Below are 16,765 nucleotides of genomic sequence, written 5' to 3'. Positions count from 1 at the left end.
GGAGTTGCAAAGTCAAAAGTGCCGGTCAGAGGCAATTTCGTCCGGAGAAGGACCGGATAACGGGCGCCTGTCGCATCGAAGTGTCGGAGGGCTCCGATAGGCTCCTTGCAGGTCCACCACGAATATTTAGGAGCGTCCGCCGATGAAGCTGACACGTATTGACGTTCGGTTCTATAAGTCCTTCAACTTCGACTTCGAATTGAAAGCCCGGCCGAGTGCCGACCGCGAGTCTTGGGAAGATCAGGAAGGGCCTTGGTATCCGTTCGTTCGTATCCCAATCGACACCGGTATTACAGCGATTGTCGGAGCGAATGAGTCGGGGAAAAGTCACCTTCTTGGGGCAATAAAGGCTGCACTCGGCCTAGTCCGCATTGATCGTGCTGATTTTTGTCGATACTCTTCGCAGTACTCCGTCCAGGTCGATCAGCTGCGATACCCCGAGTTCGGTGCCTGGCTAGAACTGGAAGCCTCAGAAAAGCCAATCGGGATCAGCGCACTAGAGAACGCGAAACGTTTCGCACTATTCCGCCCCGGTGACCGCGCACCTTTCCTTGTCATCGACGGTCATCGCGTTGCCATCACCGATGCAGATCTAGCCATCGTTCAAAGTCGTCTCCCAAAAGTGTTCGAGATGGTTACTGATCTCGCTATCCCAGACAGTGTCTCGATCCGGCGTCTCGCCGGACACAACCGACTCTCGCTACGCCGCTCTCAACGCGGTCAGCTGTTTGATGGCATCGACGCTTCGGATCCGTCCGCGGGAATGCTGGATCAGCTTCTGGCCACGCTGATGGCGGCGCAAAACACTGCCGGCGGTATGTCCGCACTTGATGAAGACGCTGAGTTTGAGCTCGCGCGCAAGTTGCTGATTGATGCAGCAAAAATTGCCCCAGAAGCCTTCGCCGAACTGCTGCGCGGCCTCGAAGAGGGCCGGGAGGGTTACGTGGAGGGGCTTGTGGGCCGCATGAATGCGGCAATTAAGGAGAACCTTAATATCCAACGCTGGTGGACCCAAGACAAACAATTTGATCTGCTCGTCGAGGCACGCGAACACGAACTTGCACTTACCATTCAAGACCGCACAGCGTCAACATACTCCTTCAAAGAACGCAGCCAGGGCCTACGGTTCTTTCTCAGCTACTTTGTTCAGCTCACCGCACATCGTCTTGCCGGCAACGGCTCGGCGATTCTGCTTCTCGATGAACCAGACGCGTACTTATCCAGCGTGGGACAGCAGGATCTCCTTCGCATCCTGCACGACTATGCCAACCCCGAAGATGGAGGAGCTGGTGGCCAAGTCGTATACGTCACTCACTCACCGTTTCTCATCGATAAGAACGCACCCCAACGCATACGCGTCCTGGACAAGGGAGCGGACGACGAGGGTACTCGTGTCGTTAGAGACGCAGCAAATAACCGCTATGAACCTCTCCGTTCCTCGTTGGGCGTCTATATAGCTGAGACAGCGTTCATCGGTGGACAGAATCTCTTCGTGGAGGGAGCTGGTGATCAGGTGCTGCTAGCCGGCCTGTCAGCTCACATTGCCGACCGGGAGCAGACCACGGCGTCCGTGATGGATCTCAACCGGGTAACTATTGTCGGCAGCGGCGGAGCCGACGGAATCCCATACATGGTTTACTTGGCGCGCGGTCGAGACACCGTCAAACCGGCGTGTGTAGCACTGCTGGACGGAGACAATGCGGGCCGCCGAGCCGAGCGCATCCTGCAACGCGGAGACATGAGAAAACAGCGAGTACTGCAGGACGCTTACATCGTCAGGATAGACACATGGGCAGAGCGTCACGGTGTTCAAACCGATTGGGGAACCACACCGGTCGAAATCGAGGATCTCATTCCAATATCGATCGCTCGCCGCGCCGCCCTTAATCACATCGCTCGTTTCATTAGTCTGACTGAGTCTACGGGGCAAGAGTTTTCGGTCGAAATGATCTTGGAGTTCGCACGTTCAACAGACGCTGTCTGGGAGGCGCTAGAGACAACGATCGCGGCGGTCTTCCCCGATGAACACATCGAGAAAGCCGGCTTTGCTCGGGAAGTCGTCAAGCTGCTAGAACTCAACTCCGAGGTGGACGGCGCCGATGAATTGCGAAGGCGCTTCACTCTGCTGCTCGGTGACCTGGCCCAACGGCTTGAGGACGCCGCTGACCACGAGTCTGACGAACGCGCCAACGATCAACTAGCCCGTCACATTCAAGCTTTCCTTCGGGACCATCCCGCAGGCATCCGAAAGTACGATGCAAGTAGGTTGCTCCGTCAGCTTTCCCTCGCAATGCCGAATGACAAGCACTCTGACACAGCACGACTCACCCTCGCCGCGATTGAGCGTGACTACGAATTAGGTGATCGTGCACACCCCGCTGTGCCTCGTTTCGATGCGTTCCGTGACGCCATATCGGCACTTGGACAGCTAGACCGATTGCAGTATCAGGATGACTCGAGCAATGACCCCTCCGATGCGGTCTCGCCGACAAAGAGCACAGCACCCACCGAGACGGACACTGTTCCTGCGCAAGCTGAACGGTTACAGCAGTCGGCATCGATCAAGACACCGACGATCTGAGGCATAACGAAGCAGTCTGGTGAACGTTCGGCTATCGGGCGGCACTGAATTCTCAGCCCAGATTAAGGTTGTGCCACTACATTTGCAACCGCGGGGACACTTGGCGTCGTCCCTGGCAAGCGTGATGAACTGGCCGCTCACCTGTGTCAAGGGCCATGGGTTTCTGCTCACCAGCGGTCAGGTTTTCTACCTGGGGCGAGTTTCGTGGCCGCTAACACGCGAGCAGATTGTTCGGGCTTTTGCTGTGTGTCCGGTCATTCGCTGGTTCTGCGGGGCAGAGCTGCCGGGGCATAAGTCACTATTCGTTTCCGGAGAGTCTCCTCACTCAACAACGTCCGAAGGTGGTGCGCTGACTCTCCCGGCAGCGAACTTGCGGCGGTTCGCCCAGCTCAGATCGCGGACATCAACTTGTTGAACTGGTTCGTTGTACCACGGGTCGTTGCCGGGCGGTGCGAGTTGGTTGAACGTTTCCTGCTCGAAGTCGGGCGACAGCTGCCAGTCGGGCTGGATGCCGGCAAAGGTTCGAACTGATACCAGCCTCGAGGCAAGAATTGACAGGTCCACCTCCTTCGACTCAAGAAGTTGGTGGACTCCCGCCCGAAGTCGTTCCGCACGGTGGCGAAGAACGAAGTTTGCCTGGTAACCGACACCAGAACGAGCAGCAGCATCGTCTCCTTGCTTGAGGTGCCTCAGGAAGTCGGCAATCGAATCATCGACTAGCATTGCTGTCACTTCGTCATACCAGAGCGGCCTATCGGAGGGCTTTGCGTCATTGACGCTGTACTCCACCCTCCTCCATGCTCGAATACGAAGAGCCGGGCCGTTGAATTTCCAGATGACGGCCCGAATCTTCTCCGCTGGTGTCTCCTTAGTGAGCCCAGCGAGTATCTTGCTAATCCAGCCAAGGAGTTGATCTTGGTCGCCGAACGGGCCGGTGTCATCCCCCGGCAGACCTTCCGCTATCAAGGCTAGAACTTCAGCCAGCTGGAGGCGGCGCACATCCGTGGCAGGCTGGTTATGCGGACTGAGGCATTTACTTATCACTAGACTCCTGAGCTCGTCCGATACTCCGACGAGGAGGCCCGTCAACTGGGACCCATCCCCGTCGGTCGCAGAACTGACCGCGGATTCTACCGTCGAATCACTGACATCATGGTCCAAGATACCCATAGCGAAATAGCGGTCGAAGTATTCCTCATGACGGACACTTTGTCGCCGCTGGCTCCCGTGATTTGAGAATCGTTCCTTCTTAGCGACCTTTGGAAACAGCGACTCTAGCAGGTCCCGGGCGGTCCGGCGGAGGTCACTCGGGACGATATCGAGCAGTGGCTCGATATCAAACCGCTCGTACTCGAAAGACTTGGTGTCAGTTCGTATCTCATTAGTATGGCCGGACACGAGTTCGCTTCGGTACCGTGGAATTGCGTTAAACAGCGACGGGAAGCTGACCCTGATGAGTGTAAGCAACTGAACATCTTCGTCGTCGACCTCATTCGGCGGCAGGAGCGGTATGTGGTGCCGCAGTTGAGCAATGTATCGGTCAATCGCCCGTGGGGTCGTCAATAAATTCGTGAAACAGTCGATTAATCCGCTAAGACGTTGACCGGACGAACCGTCGTCGTTGGTGGGTCGAGATATAACCTTGAGTCCACTATCAAGTCGTAAGATCTGCTGGTGCCGCAATAACGGAGGCACGAAGAGTGGATACTGGACAATTTTTTCCATGAACCGCTCAGCCGAACCATCGTTTGGATTAACAGCATTCGACGCAATCATGCTTCGATATAGCGTTTCGTCGTCGTATGCGAGCAGGTACTGGACGCCGTTGAACCGACCGAGCAACCGAACAACTTTCAAGATAGCCAGCAACTCATCGCCATGAAGCCGATCGATATCATCAACCACAACGAGAATCGGTTTCTCTAGATCCTTCAATTCCGCTGATGCCCGACTAAATGCAACCTGCCATGACGGCAACTTGCCTAACGCGTCGCCAGCTAGGCGGATACCTTCCGCGGCAGCGCTGCCTGCGTACGGAATGAGATTCGCCGCCGGGGCAGCGACTGATGCCGTGACGGCGAGGGCCGCTCGCACCTTTCGGCCTTTTTTCTTGGGAAGTGCCTCGGCGAGGGACGAGTGAAATTCACTCAACAAACCCACAACATCATTTGTGGCCCAAGGAGTGAACCGGGCTACTGCCCACTCACTGTGCTTGCTTTTGAGTTCTCCAACGATCATGTTCACCAATGAAGTTTTTCCGCTACCCCAAGGGCCGCTGAGACCGAAGACTGCACTAGATTCAAACGAGTGAGTTGTGTGGATAAGCTCCGCGGCCCGCAGTGCGTACGGTAGGCGTCCGAGAGTATCGTGTCGACCATCGCGGAGCGCTTCATCTGTCCAAGGGGTATTAGCCATAGGTCAATTATCATCTGCAAACCCTGGCCATTGGACGCGCAACTTAAATCCACAGGTTTTATCGGCAGATGCATATTGCGGTCACGAACTATGGGGGCTCTTCGTGATCAGGCATCGTTGGTGGGCTTCATCCCATAGGGTCGGCAACAAGGCCGACGTCGGACCATCGGCTGGCAAGGGCCTATTCGATCCTGACTCCGGTTGCACGCATGATCTCCACGACGTCCAGGATGTCCTTTTCGTGGACCCCATTTTGGCGGCCGGTTGGTTGCTGCCAGGTATAGACGTCGTGTCGAAGTATGGCCACTTCGTCAATGGTCAGCGCCCCTACTTCCTTGCTGCCGGTGCGGATTCGGGCGACTTCCCGGAGTGAGTTGGCAGCGACGGCGCCATGGCGTGTTGCTAGGGAGAACATGCCGGTCAGCAGCGTTTTGGACATTTTGGCTGTTGCGTTGCCATGTTTGGTTCGCACGCCCTTGAGGAACTTGTCCAGTGTGGAGACGTTGGCTTCGCGGATGGTCAGGTTGCCAACGCCGGGCAGGATGTAAGTGTCGATGACTTCCCGGTACCGCCGGCGTGTATTGGCAGCTCGTTTCAGGTCTTCGAATTCCAGCCACCAGAATTTGGCAAGTTCGCTCATGGCCATGTCGGGGCTGATCACATCATCACTGGGTGGCAGCATCGCATTAAGTTTCGCCAGCAGGGCGGCTTCAGCTTGTGCCCCTTTTGCCCCAGTTGATTGATACATGCGGGGCTTTCCATCATAACCGCGCATGGTTGCCCGGGCCCTGCATGTGATGGGCCCGAGCTTACGGCGGGTTACTTTTCGCCACGTCCCGAGTGGTGTTTCTGCTATAGCCAATGGGGTCTTCCGTGGTGGCGAGTCACGCGTTGAAATCCGTGCGGCTGATGCGAAGATGGCGTCCGATCCTTTGAGCCCTCGAGCCCGCATGCTTGGCGCGCCACTGATAGAAGGTCTGTTCAGGGATCTGCAACTCGTGACAGATCTCCTTGGGCGTCATCCACTCATCTACGACGCTGCGATTGTGGTTAGATATAGCTCACCGCAGTGTCCTGGCTACCAACTTGGCGCCGTCTCCGAAGGTTTTTTGGGCAATGACGGCGGCGGTCGACTTTCCTTTGTGCAGGCGGCTTAGTAGCCTGTCAACGACATTCTGTCCCTTGAACACGGCAATCGGAGGGCCAAATAATTGGGTCCAGCGGCAGGCAACCTGCATTGGAGCACAGTGACGGCTTTTGGCAGTCTTTAGCAGGTATTGGAAGGCCGGTTGGGGGATCCATTCGCCAGGAATTGGGCCGATTCTCGTTGCACGGGCGCGTAAACTCCGAGCATTCTTTCGCTCAAAAACGTGACTTGGGCCGTTTTTACCCATAAGGGCCTCTGACCTGCGGAACATAACCGCAGTTCAGAGGCCCTTATGGTGCCCCGGGCGGGAATTGAACCCACGACCAAGAGATTAGAAGGCTCCTGCTCTATCCGCTGAGCTACCGAGGCGTGGTTCGCACGAAACGAACCTTGTCTAAATTATCAGGTTTGCAGCGGCTTAGCTTCCTCCACAGCTATGGCCCTTAGCGGTGTTGTCCCCAAATTCACTTTGCCCCCTGTAAACCAGGTCCAGACTGGCGTTGTCTTGAAGCAGCCAAAGAACACCAATTCAAGACATCAACGAAAGGACAGGTCATGTCCAACTATGTGACTCTCCATGGATTTGCCTCCTCAGATGTGGAGCTGGATACCAAGGAATCGGGTTTGGTTATCGGGAAGCTTCGGATGGGTTCCACCCATCGGGTGCAGGACCCTGTGACCAATATGTGGGTTGACGGGTCCACCAACTGGTTTCGGGTAAACCTGTTCCGTTCACTGGCCCACAACGTTGCGGCCAGCGTACACAAAGGTGACCACATCATTGTTTCAGGCAAGCTGAGGATCAAGACCTGGTTGAGGCTGGACGGATCGCAGGGCATGGCCGTGGAGATTGACGCCGAAACCGTGGGGAACGACCTGAAGTTCGGCACCTGCACCTACCACCGCAATGCCACGCTGCGAACAGGTGCCCAAGGCCAGTATCCGCAAGGCCAAAGTGGGCCTGCCACGCCCCCTTCAAATCCAATTCCCGACGTCGACGGCGTCCGGGAGGAATCAGCGCTACTCAACGACCGGGAGCCCTACTCCGAAGGGGAGACGCTCGGCGGCGAGACAGGCCCAACGGGTGACCCGGCGGAAGACCTAACCGGGGTAGACGAAGAAGAGGACGACGACCAGAGCGGAGCCGAAAATGCGAAAGTGGACGCCGGTGACGGCCTCGTTGCCTATGCAAGCACGGGTGAACTGGTTGACTCTGTTTCACCACCGTACTAAAGGGATCCGCCAGCCGTGGCAGAATGGCGGGGTGACTTTGGATAACCTGACTCCCCGCCAGTCCTCGCTGCCAACCCTTCGGCGGCTGCGCGCGGTTTCCGTGTCTCTGGTTTTCGCTGCCGCCCTGGCCACAGCAGGGTGTTCGTTGCCCACAGCCGGATCTCCGGCTCCCGCACCAAGCCTGCCATCGGCCAGTGCGGAAGCTGCGACTGACCCGGCTACTCCCGCGCAGCCGCCCACTGCGGAGCAGGCCTTTGCTGATCGAGTTCAGACGTCACTGGACAAATTGTCGGCCACCACCAAGGCACCCAACAGGGACCAGATGATGGCAGCCATGCTTGAAGCCGGTGCAGTGCAGGAAAAAGTCGAGGTCTCAATCGATATCACGCCTACCGGCTTGGCTGTGGATGCCATAGAAGCTGCGTCCCCTGTCGAATCAGCATGTGTCATTGGTCAAGTACGGGACGGCAAGGCCGCCGTGACTATCCTGCCCATCCTTGCCTCCGGTCGGTGCTTTGTAGGCGACCAGCACTAGCGCGGCAGCCTCCCAAATGGTTAGCATGGCGCCGGTCTGGAAACTGGGCGGTCATGGACGCGCCGCGGACATGACAGAGAAATGTGAGTTATCGCCCCGCACCCACTAGCCTTAGGGGTATGGCGGAATTTATTTACACGATGTCCAACGCCCGCAAGGCTGTTGGCGACAAACTCATTCTTGACAACGTAAGCATGTCTTTCTTCCCGGGTGCCAAGATTGGCGTCGTAGGACCCAATGGTGCCGGTAAGTCCACCATCTTGAAGATCATGGCTGGACTGGACACCCCCTCCAATGGCGAGGCCCGCCTCAGCGCCGGTTACACCGTGGGCATTTTGCTCCAGGAACCGCCGCTGAACGAGGAAAAGACGGTCCTGGGCAACGTCCAGGAAGGTGTCGGCGAGATCTACTCCAAGATCACCCGGTACAACGAAATTTCCGAGGAAATGGCCAGCCCCGACGCTGACTTCGATTCTCTGCTCGAGGAAATGGGCAAGCTGCAGGAAGCCATTGACGCTGCCGACGCTTGGGACATTGACTCCCAGCTCGAGCAGGCCATGGACGCACTGCAGTGCCCGCCGGGCGACTCCGACGTTACGGTGCTCTCCGGTGGTGAGCGACGACGTGTGGCCTTGTGTAAGCTCCTGCTGCAAAAGCCGGATCTGCTGCTCCTTGATGAGCCCACTAACCACCTTGACGCTGAGTCCGTTAACTGGCTCGAACAGCACCTGAAGAACTACGCCGGCGCAGTCCTCGCCGTGACCCACGATCGTTACTTCCTCGATCACGTGGCCGAATGGATCGCCGAAGTCGACCGCGGCCACCTGTACCCCTACGAGGGCAACTACTCCACTTACCTGGAGAAGAAGCGCGCTCGTTTGGAAGTTCAGGGCAAGAAGGACGCCAAGCAGGCAAAGCGCCTCACCGAGGAACTCGAGTGGGTTCGCTCCAACGCCAAGGGCCGCCAGACAAAGTCCAAGGCTCGTCTGGCCCGCTACGAGGAGATGGCTGCCGAGGCTGACCGCACGCGCAAGCTTGACTTCGAAGAAATTCAGATTCCGCCGGGCCCGCGCCTGGGTGGGATTGTTCTGGAAGCCGAGAACCTCAAGAAGGGCTTCGGCGACCGCGTCCTCATTGATGGGCTCTCCTTCACGCTGCCGCGTAACGGCATCGTTGGCGTCATTGGCCCGAACGGTGTGGGTAAGTCCACCCTGTTCAAGACCATCGTTGGCCTGGAACCGCTCGACGGCGGCGAGCTCAAGGTGGGCGAGACCGTCAAGATCTCCTACGCCGACCAGAGCCGCGGCGGCATCGACCCCGAAAAGACTCTGTGGGAGGTCGTCTCGGACGGCCTGGACTACATTCAGGTCGGCAACGTGGAAATGCCCTCACGGGCCTACGTTGCAGCCTTCGGTTTCAAGGGCCCGGACCAGCAGAAGAAGGCAGGTGTGCTCTCCGGTGGTGAGCGCAACCGCTTGAACCTGGCCCTGACCCTCAAGCAGGGTGGCAACTTGCTGCTCCTCGATGAGCCCACTAACGACCTTGACGTGGAAACCCTCAGCAGCCTGGAAAATGCGCTGTTGGAATTCCCCGGCTGCGCCGTGGTGGTATCTCACGATCGCTGGTTCCTTGACAGGGTGGCCACCCACATCCTGGCCTATGAAGGCACGGACGAAAACCCGGCCAACTGGCACTGGTTCGAAGGCAACTTTGACTCCTACGAGGAGAACAAGGTCGAGCGCCTCGGCGCCGACGCCGCGCGTCCGCACCGGGTCACCCACCGCCGCCTGACCCGCGACTAGTACACTCAGCCTCCCGGGAAACCGCTTCGCGATTTCCCGGGAACTTGGCAAGTTTGGGTCCCAAAGTAAATAGCAATGGCCGGTCCCGCAAGGGCCGGCCATTGCTATTCATGGAGTGGTTCATTTGCCCTTCAACTCACGGATGCGGCGCAAGAGAAACGTCCGGTCGCCGTCGTCGAGTGCTCCCTCTAGAGCGCAACGGTAGGCATTGGCCGCCTCACTTCCTAGGCCAAGCCGCCGAAGCATATCGGCCCGCGCCGCCCATGCCTGCCATCTGAGTTGCCCACTATAGCGAGGAAAGTCCGAGTCAAGTTCTGCCAACGCCAGTGAAGGCCCGACGTCGGCCATCATGGACCGCGCAATGGTTCGGTTGAGCGCCACTGAGGCCACCGGCCAAATGCCAAGTAGCCCGTCGTAGAGAGCGGCGATGGCATCCCACTCGGTATCCTCCCAGCGGGCCGCCACGTCGTGAAGCCCGGAGATCCCCGCCATCAAGGAGAACCGACCACCTCCGGCCAGGGCGGCCGCGGCAAGCAACAGGCCTTCGTTGATGAGGGGTGAATTCCACTGGGAACGATTGGAGTCCTCCAGGTCGACGTCGTCATCGCCAGCCATCGACGCCCCGTGCCGGAAGTCTGCCGGCGGCCTGCGAGCCTCCGTGAGTAGGATCAGGGCCAATAGTCCTTGCGTCTCCAGGTGTTCAGGGAAAAGTGCGGCCAATTCACGACTCAGCTGAAGGGCGGTAGCGCGGGCCACTGAACCCAGCGGCGAGGAATACCCTGCCGTATAGAGAAGGAACACCGTATCTAGGACAATATCTAGGCGTTGGCCAATGGTGACCGCGGTCGCCGGACCCTCAAGCTGAATCAGTCCGGGATTGGCGTGCAGGCGCTTCTTGGCCCGGGTCAGGCGTGCGGCCAGCGTGGTCGGAGGCACCAAAAGTACTGTTGCAATGTCACTGGTGGGGACCCCGCAGACAAATCGCAGCGCCAGGGCGAGCCTGTCCTCTTCACGGATCCCGGGAACGGCAATGAGGGCGATGAGCACCAAGCGCTCGTCCCCAAGAAAGGTTTCCAAAGTTTCAGGTTCACCTCCCAGCTCAGCGACGGAGTGGGCCAGTTTCGACAGGGAACGCGCCAAGGACCGGTCGCTGCGGATTCGATCAATGGCTATGTGGCGGGCCGTTGTGGTGATCCACGCAGTGGGATTGCGCAACAAGACGGGCGATTGCAGAGCCCTTTCGAAGGCTTCCTGGACGACGTCCTCGGCCAATGCGAGGTCAGAGGTGTACCGGGCGACGGCTCCCACCATCGAGGGCCAATCGCGCCGGAATACCTCCTCCAGCCCAGATTCCACGATTAAGTTCTACACCGGGTTCCAACCCAGAGCCAGGCCAGCCTCCACTAAAAGGGCAGCTACACAGGGTAATCCGCATCGTGGGCCAACGGATAGATTTCCACGTGGCCGCCCGAGGGGATGGCTGCCGCGAGCTCCCTGATGGGTGCATCGTCGGGCAGTTCCAGCAAGTACATGCCGTGGTTGACCTCCCGGGCCTCGGCGAAAGGTCCGTCCGTGACGACGGCGGGGCGACCATCACGCGGCGGCGTGACGGTGAACGCCCCTTCATGCTGCAATCCGGCGGTCTTCAACGCCATGCCACCGGCTGTCTCGACGGCGGCTGCAAACGCGGTGTGCGCAGTCATGGCAGATTCCCACATCTCCTTCGTCACCGCAGACGGGTCAAAAGTTGATTCGACGATGATGGCCAAATATTGCACGCTCATGATGTGCCTTTCGCAAATGAATCGGCTGGATGGTGCCAGCCCTTTTTCGAACTTAACACTCATTAGACGGATGACATCACCGAAAATCGACAGCCGGGGCGAAAAGACTTTTCTAGTCGATCCCGGGGGTACCTGCCGGCAGCCGCATCATGCCCTCTTGGGCAACAGAGGCAACCAGTTTGCCGTCGCGGTTGTAAAAACGGCCAAAGTTCAGCCCGCGGGCACCGGAGGCACTGGGGGACTGGGCGACGTACAGCAGCCATTCATCGACGCGGACCTCACGGTGCCACCACATGGCATGGTCGAGACTCGCTACACTCAACCCGGGGGTGGCCCAGCTGATGCCATGCCGGCGAAGCGATGGCTCCAGCAGCGTGTAATCGCTGGCATAGGCCAGGGCAGCCCGGTGAAGGTTTTGGTCCTCGGGCATGGGGCCCAGAGTCTTGAGCCAGACGGCCTGGTGCGCCACGTGCTCGCCCTTGACATCAAAGTAGATGTTGTCGCCCACGTGACGGATATCGAAGGGACGCTCATAAGCCCACGCCTGCGCTACCGGGTGATCGATGCCCCCCAGCAGTTGCGCGGAGGTGGGCAATGTCTCAGGTGCCGGGATTCCTTCCGGCATTGGTTCCTGATGCTCAATCCCCGAATCAGGGGTCTGGAATGAGGCGATCAAGGACAGAATCGGCGTGCCATTCTGGTAGGCGTGGGTGCGCCGGGCCGAAAATGAGCGCCCATCTCGCAACCGTTGAACACCGAAAGTGATGGGGGAGGCAGCATCGCCGGGGCGCAGGAAATAGCCGTGCATCGAGTGCACCAGGCGGTCCTCGTCCACGGTTTTCGCAGCCGCAACGAGTGACTGGGCCAGCACCTGCCCGCCGAACAGCCTAGGCCTGGGCGCGTTGGCATCACCGGGACCAACGAAAATATCCTCGTCAGTGTGGGCGCCGCCGGCATCGGAAAGCTCCAAAATGTGCAGCAAGGTATCCATGGGGTCAAAATCGGCAGATGTGGCGTTCATGAATGCGACTCTATGTGTCAGCCGTGCACCGGTACAAATGGGAACTGCGGCATGAGAGCGGGTGGCCGTCATCACTTGGCTTGGTGGGGCCAGCCAGCTTTGACATGATGAAGGCATGGCCCAGGCAATTCAGATCTCCCTGCAAGTTCGTTTTGGCGACATCGACGCCTATCACCATGTGAACAACGTGGTGTATCTGCAGTATCTAGAAGATGCTCGCGTGCAGCTCATGCACACACCGCTGCAGTTTGAAGACGGCACCACCAGCAGTTTCGACGGCCTCATCGGCGATGAGTTCTTCACTCTGGTGGGTCGCAACGAGATCGAGTACGTGGCCCCCATCGCTTTCCGCACCGAACCCATTTTCGTCAATACTTGGGTAACCAACATTGGTGGTTCAAGCTACGATTTCGGGTACACAGTTACCGAGGCCGATACATCGGTGGTCTACGCGCAGGCGGCCACGTCCATGGTGCTGGTCTCTCGCGAGACCGGGCGTCCCGTGCGCCTCACCCCGCACCAGCGTGAGGCCCTGGAAACTTGGCGCGGTGACCCCGTACTGTTCAGGCGCCGGGCCACTATGCCGGGCGCCGCCGTCGAACCTTCCACCCCCACAGCAGGAGCACACTAAATGACTACGGCCACCAACATTGATGACCTCCAGCTGGCCGACGCCGGAACCGTTGCTGACCTGCGCACCTTTGTGACCCGCGCCCGTACAGCCGACGACGGCGCCATCCGGCTTCAGGGGGCAGGCCCGGTCCTTGCCGCTTATGTGTGCGTCATGCGCCCGAAGCTCCTGGGTGAAGGGACACCCACGATTCTGGGGCTGCGCACCATGGCACTGAGCGCCGCCTGGCCCCTTGACGTCACGGTGAGCCTGGCCTCGGTAGCCGACAGGCTGGCCCGCATGGATGCCGATGAAACGGCACTGCCCGTCCCGCCCATGACGGTGAATGAGTCGTGGGCCGCCGTCAGCGCACCACGCAGCGCGTGGGAGGAAATTGCCACGGTCTCCGCTGACACACTGATACAGGTAGCCAAGGACGGGGTGCAGGAAATTGGCCAGATCATCCCGATAAATCCCGGTGCGCTGATTGTCAACAATGCCCGTGCCGCCGTCTGGGGCCGCCCCATCGACGGCATCCCCGGGGAACTGCCCGGTGGTGCAGCCTTCGCCGCCTACGCGTTGGGGTTCGTGGCGCCCGGGGAGAGCGGCACCGTGTTCCGCTCCCACAAATGGCTGCGCCTGACCACATCACGCGGCCACATCCTGGTCCGTCCCAAATCGATCCTTTAGCGGACCGCGTTCCCCTGCTTTAACGAAATTCGCGCCCGGTCCCCCTTATCGCTACACGTAGAACTGTAGCGATAAGGGGGAACGGGCGCGGCGACGACCGATGCCAGGGGCTAGGGCTGCTGCGACGGATCCGAGGGGGAGTTCACCAGTGAGGCCGCGGCGCGTTCGATGTAGTCCCACAGCGTGGCCTCGTGCAAAGGCGAGAGCTCCGCGGCATCCACGCCAGCGCGCATAGCGGCGAGCCAGCGGTCCCGGGCCTCCGGTGTGACGGCAAACGGGATGTGTCGCATGCGCAGGCGCGGATGGCCGCGTTCCTCCAGGTACGTTCGAGGCCCACCCCAGTACTGTTCGATGAACATCAGCATGCGGTGTTCGGCCGGGCCCAGATCTTCCTCGGCATACATGGCGCGCAGCACGGGGTCAGCGGCAATGCCCTGGTAAAACACGTGAATGATCTTCTTAAACGTCTCATGCCCGCCCACTTGGCCGTAGAAGGTGTCCGCGTAGTCGGCCTCGGCTTCCGGCGTGGGGGAAGGGACCGGCGTAGGCCGTCCTTGGCGTACGGGAATGGGCAGCATGACCGAGAGCGGCTCACCGAAGCGTGACGGGATGGGCGTGGCCCCGGTGGCGTCGTTTCCGGCCGTGCCGCTGGTGAGGGGGACTGCGGGGTTGTGTTCGGCGTTCATGGAATAGCTGCTTTCTAGTCCGAAGCGGAGGTTGGTTCTTGGGTGCCTGGCGCGGACGACGGCGTCGGGCCGGCGGCTGCGGGGGTGCCGGCAGGTGTGGCCGCGGGCTCCTCCACGGGTGCCACATAGTTGCCTTTGGACCGGTTGCCCAGGCGCAGAATTTCGCCATTGCGCAGGTACCACAAGGTGCCGTCCTCGGCCATGACCCGCGTGATGCGCAGACCCAGGTATTCCACGGTGCCGGTGACCTCGCTGGTCTGGATCACGTCGCCAATGCCGTATTGGTCTTCGATGGTGATGAAAACGCCGGCGAGGAAGTCCCGGATCAGTTGTTGGGCGCCAAAACCGATGGCGATACCCAGGACACCCACACTGGCCAGCAGTGGTGCGATGTTCACATGGAAGGCCAGGAGCACATAAAATCCTGTCACGACGGCAACAACCGTGGTCAGGATGGAGTTCAGCAGGGAGCCAATGGTGCGGGCCCGCTGAACCCGGCGCTCGGTATCCAAGGCCCGCAGGACGGGGTCAATATTGCGCAACACCGGCGCCGCCCACCGCAACGTCCTGTGTTCTAGCGGGGTACCGACAGCCTCGCTGTGTTTGACCACCAGGCGGATGAAATGATGCACCACCAGCCAGACCAGTAGACCAATTCCAATGGCCAAACCGGCGCGGAGGAGGTTGTCCCAGAATCCGCTGCTGGAGTCTTCAATAAGCTGAATCATTTGCACGCGCTGTGTTCACCTGTGTCTTTTGGGGGCTTTGCATTAACCCTAGCGCGGACACGGTGAGTATTTAGTCTTGTGTGGGGGCGAGCACTCCGGGCTCGTGATGCACCGGAAAATTCACGCTGCGGGCAATGAAGCATTTCCTGGAGGCCTCGGCGTGCAGGGAAAGGGCCAGATCGGCTGTGGCGGGATCTGCCACCGAAATCTGCGGATGCAAGGTGACGGAGGTGAACTGGCCACTGCCGTCGGCATTCAGCACCATGGTGCCGGTGGCGTTGTCCTCATACTTGGTCACGACCACCCCGTGCAGAACGGCAACGTGCAGGTAGGAGAGCATGTGGCACTCCGACAAGGCAGCAACGAGCAGCAACTCCGGATTCCACCTGTCCCGGTCGCCATGGAAGGTTCGCGCCGCCGAGCCGAGCAGCGTGGGCACACCAGCGGCCGTGACGGAGTGGTCACGGCCGTAGTCCCTATACCCGGATGTGCCGGTGCCGCGGTTGCCCGTCCAAAAAATGCTGGTGCCGAAATGGTGCTCATCCAATGCCATACGGCTAAGCCTAACGTCCGAGGGTCCCGCCGCGAGCTTGCGAGTGGTGGGAGGACGTTAGGCGCTAACGTCCGAGGGTCCCGCCGCGAGCTTGCGAGTGGTGGGAGGATGTTAGGCGCTAGCGTTCGAGGGTCCTACAGGAACGCTTGGACCGCCACTGCGTAGCCTGACTGGTAGCCTGTCGCGTTGGGGTGGAAGGTGTAGGGGTTGGGTCCGCCAGGGTAGTTCAGCCAGGGGGAAGCTGATGGGAATCCATGGCCTGAGAAGATCCATGCCACGGGAACAAACGCCGCACGGTTGGACACGGCACTGAAGGCGATGACGCCGTTGAGGAGGTCAGCCGCGCCGTTGAGAGTTTTGGCCCCGCTGATCTGATCTGCCGTGAACCCTGCCGCGGCCATGTTGGCCGGCTCAAAGAGCCGGGGGTAGCCCAAAAATAGCACCCGGGCGCCAGGCGCCTTGGCCTTGATTGCCTTCATGAGCGCGGTTATCCGCTTGGGCAGCTGCGTCATTTGGTAGAGGGCGTTGGATACGGCCGACTTGCAGGCAGGCGACGTTGAACTGGTTTGCAGGCACGCGGTGACGGCGGTGGTCCAACCAACGTCGTTGCCGCCCACTGTGAGGGTTACCAGCTTGGTATCTGCTGCCATCAAAGGCACCTCAAGTGTGCGGACCTGGTCAGTGGTGAAGCCTGCACATGCCAGGTTCGTTAGGGTGGCGCCCGTGGCGGCTGCAACGTCGTTGCCGTAACCGTTGGGGCTCTGCCCGCAGGCACCTACTTCACCGCCTCCGCCGGAACCGGCCGAGTAGGAATCGCCGAGCACCGTGTAAGTGATGGGGGGCGCCCCCACGATGGTCGCCGTGGCTGCGTTCGCAGGAACACCGGCAAATCCCGCAATGAGCCCCAGACTCACCAGAGCCGCAGCGCCTGTGCGCGCGGCGAAATTCCTTAATAGTGTTGAGTGCATGCCCTGAAGCTA

At 59.7% G+C, this 16,765-nt stretch carries 16 protein-coding genes and 1 tRNA gene; 6 read left to right on the top strand and 11 right to left on the bottom strand.

Features of this window, described 5'->3' with window-relative positions:
* Positions 1-142: 142 nt before the first annotated feature.
* Positions 143-2,581: a hypothetical protein gene (locus CXQ94_RS07055; RefSeq protein WP_104087696.1), complete on the top strand. Its 2,439-nt coding sequence runs from the start codon at positions 143-145 to the stop codon at positions 2,579-2,581.
* 321 nt (positions 2,582-2,902) lie between these two features.
* Here the strand turns inward: CXQ94_RS07055 and CXQ94_RS07050 are convergent, their stop codons facing one another.
* From CXQ94_RS07050 to CXQ94_RS07035, 4 genes are all read right to left on the bottom strand, one after another.
* Positions 2,903-4,996, bottom strand: a complete 2,094-nt coding sequence (locus tag CXQ94_RS07050; protein WP_104087692.1) for a KAP family NTPase — start codon at positions 4,994-4,996, stop codon at positions 2,903-2,905.
* Positions 4,997-5,177: 181 nt separating this feature from the next.
* Positions 5,178-5,744 carry a hypothetical protein gene (locus CXQ94_RS07045; RefSeq protein ID WP_104087689.1) on the bottom strand — a complete coding sequence of 189 codons (567 nt, stop codon included), beginning with the start codon at positions 5,742-5,744 and terminating at the stop codon, positions 5,178-5,180.
* 136 nt (positions 5,745-5,880) lie between these two features.
* Positions 5,881-6,054: a helix-turn-helix domain-containing protein gene (locus CXQ94_RS23300; RefSeq protein WP_368665579.1), complete on the bottom strand. Its 174-nt coding sequence runs from the start codon at positions 6,052-6,054 to the stop codon at positions 5,881-5,883.
* A 382-nt stretch (positions 6,055-6,436) separates the two neighbouring features.
* Positions 6,437-6,512 (bottom strand) — tRNA-Arg (locus CXQ94_RS07035).
* Between the two features lie 186 nt (positions 6,513-6,698).
* On the opposite strand from CXQ94_RS07035, the gene CXQ94_RS07030 reads away from it, so the two are divergent.
* The 3 genes from CXQ94_RS07030 to ettA all read left to right on the top strand — a co-directional run bounded on the left by CXQ94_RS07030 (position 6,699) and on the right by ettA (position 9,713).
* Positions 6,699-7,376: a single-stranded DNA-binding protein gene (locus CXQ94_RS07030; RefSeq protein ID WP_104087683.1), complete on the top strand. Its 678-nt coding sequence runs from the start codon at positions 6,699-6,701 to the stop codon at positions 7,374-7,376.
* A gap of 31 nt (positions 7,377-7,407) precedes the next feature.
* Positions 7,408-7,911: a hypothetical protein gene (locus CXQ94_RS23035; RefSeq protein WP_258066821.1), complete on the top strand. Its 504-nt coding sequence runs from the start codon at positions 7,408-7,410 to the stop codon at positions 7,909-7,911.
* A gap of 119 nt (positions 7,912-8,030) precedes the next feature.
* A complete protein-coding gene (gene ettA, locus CXQ94_RS07020) occupies positions 8,031-9,713 on the top strand; it encodes an energy-dependent translational throttle protein EttA (RefSeq protein ID WP_104087680.1) in 1,683 nt (560 codons plus the stop codon).
* Between the two features lie 120 nt (positions 9,714-9,833).
* Here ettA and CXQ94_RS07015 read toward each other — a convergent pair whose 3' ends face one another.
* The 3 genes from CXQ94_RS07015 to CXQ94_RS07005 all read right to left on the bottom strand — a co-directional run bounded on the left by CXQ94_RS07015 (position 9,834) and on the right by CXQ94_RS07005 (position 12,518).
* Positions 9,834-11,069 (bottom strand): RNA polymerase sigma factor, encoded by a 1,236-nt coding sequence (locus CXQ94_RS07015; RefSeq protein WP_146070246.1) that lies wholly within the window; start codon positions 11,067-11,069, stop codon positions 9,834-9,836.
* Positions 11,070-11,128: 59 nt separating this feature from the next.
* A complete protein-coding gene (locus CXQ94_RS07010; RefSeq protein WP_181034106.1) occupies positions 11,129-11,497 on the bottom strand; it encodes a YciI family protein in 369 nt (122 codons plus the stop codon).
* A 112-nt stretch (positions 11,498-11,609) separates the two neighbouring features.
* On the bottom strand, positions 11,610-12,518 hold the full coding sequence (locus tag CXQ94_RS07005) for an acyl-CoA thioesterase II (RefSeq protein WP_104087670.1): 909 nt from the start codon (positions 12,516-12,518) through the stop codon (positions 11,610-11,612).
* Between the two features lie 115 nt (positions 12,519-12,633).
* On the opposite strand from CXQ94_RS07005, the gene CXQ94_RS07000 reads away from it, so the two are divergent.
* Together CXQ94_RS07000 and CXQ94_RS06995 are read left to right on the top strand one after the other, a co-directional pair.
* Positions 12,634-13,149: a thioesterase family protein gene (locus CXQ94_RS07000; protein ID WP_104087667.1), complete on the top strand. Its 516-nt coding sequence runs from the start codon at positions 12,634-12,636 to the stop codon at positions 13,147-13,149.
* Complete coding sequence (locus tag CXQ94_RS06995; RefSeq protein WP_104087664.1) at positions 13,150-13,818, top strand: hypothetical protein; 669 nt, start codon at positions 13,150-13,152, stop codon at positions 13,816-13,818. It abuts the gene before it with no gap.
* Positions 13,819-13,928: 110 nt separating this feature from the next.
* On the opposite strand, the gene CXQ94_RS06990 is transcribed toward CXQ94_RS06995, so the two are convergent.
* The 4 genes from CXQ94_RS06990 to CXQ94_RS06975 form a co-directional block, all read right to left on the bottom strand.
* On the bottom strand, positions 13,929-14,396 hold the full coding sequence (locus CXQ94_RS06990) for a globin (RefSeq protein WP_104088454.1): 468 nt from the start codon (positions 14,394-14,396) through the stop codon (positions 13,929-13,931).
* Positions 14,397-14,518: 122 nt separating this feature from the next.
* Positions 14,519-15,232, bottom strand: a complete 714-nt coding sequence (locus CXQ94_RS06985) for a mechanosensitive ion channel family protein (RefSeq protein ID WP_104087661.1) — start codon at positions 15,230-15,232, stop codon at positions 14,519-14,521.
* Positions 15,233-15,302: 70 nt separating this feature from the next.
* Positions 15,303-15,785 carry an OsmC family protein gene (locus CXQ94_RS06980; RefSeq protein ID WP_104087657.1) on the bottom strand — a complete coding sequence of 161 codons (483 nt, stop codon included), beginning with the start codon at positions 15,783-15,785 and terminating at the stop codon, positions 15,303-15,305.
* Between the two features lie 134 nt (positions 15,786-15,919).
* Entirely contained in the window at positions 15,920-16,753 is an 834-nt protein-coding gene (locus tag CXQ94_RS06975; protein WP_104087654.1) for an SGNH/GDSL hydrolase family protein, read from the bottom strand.
* Between the last annotated feature and the right edge of the window lie 12 nt (positions 16,754-16,765).

The sequence above is a fragment of the Arthrobacter sp. GMC3 genome, from assembly GCF_002929305.1.
In the GTDB taxonomy this organism is placed as follows: Bacteria; Actinomycetota; Actinomycetes; order Actinomycetales; family Micrococcaceae; genus Specibacter.
The sequence above is the reverse complement of the archived record's forward strand: the minus strand, read 5'-3'. Positions and strand labels throughout refer to the sequence as shown.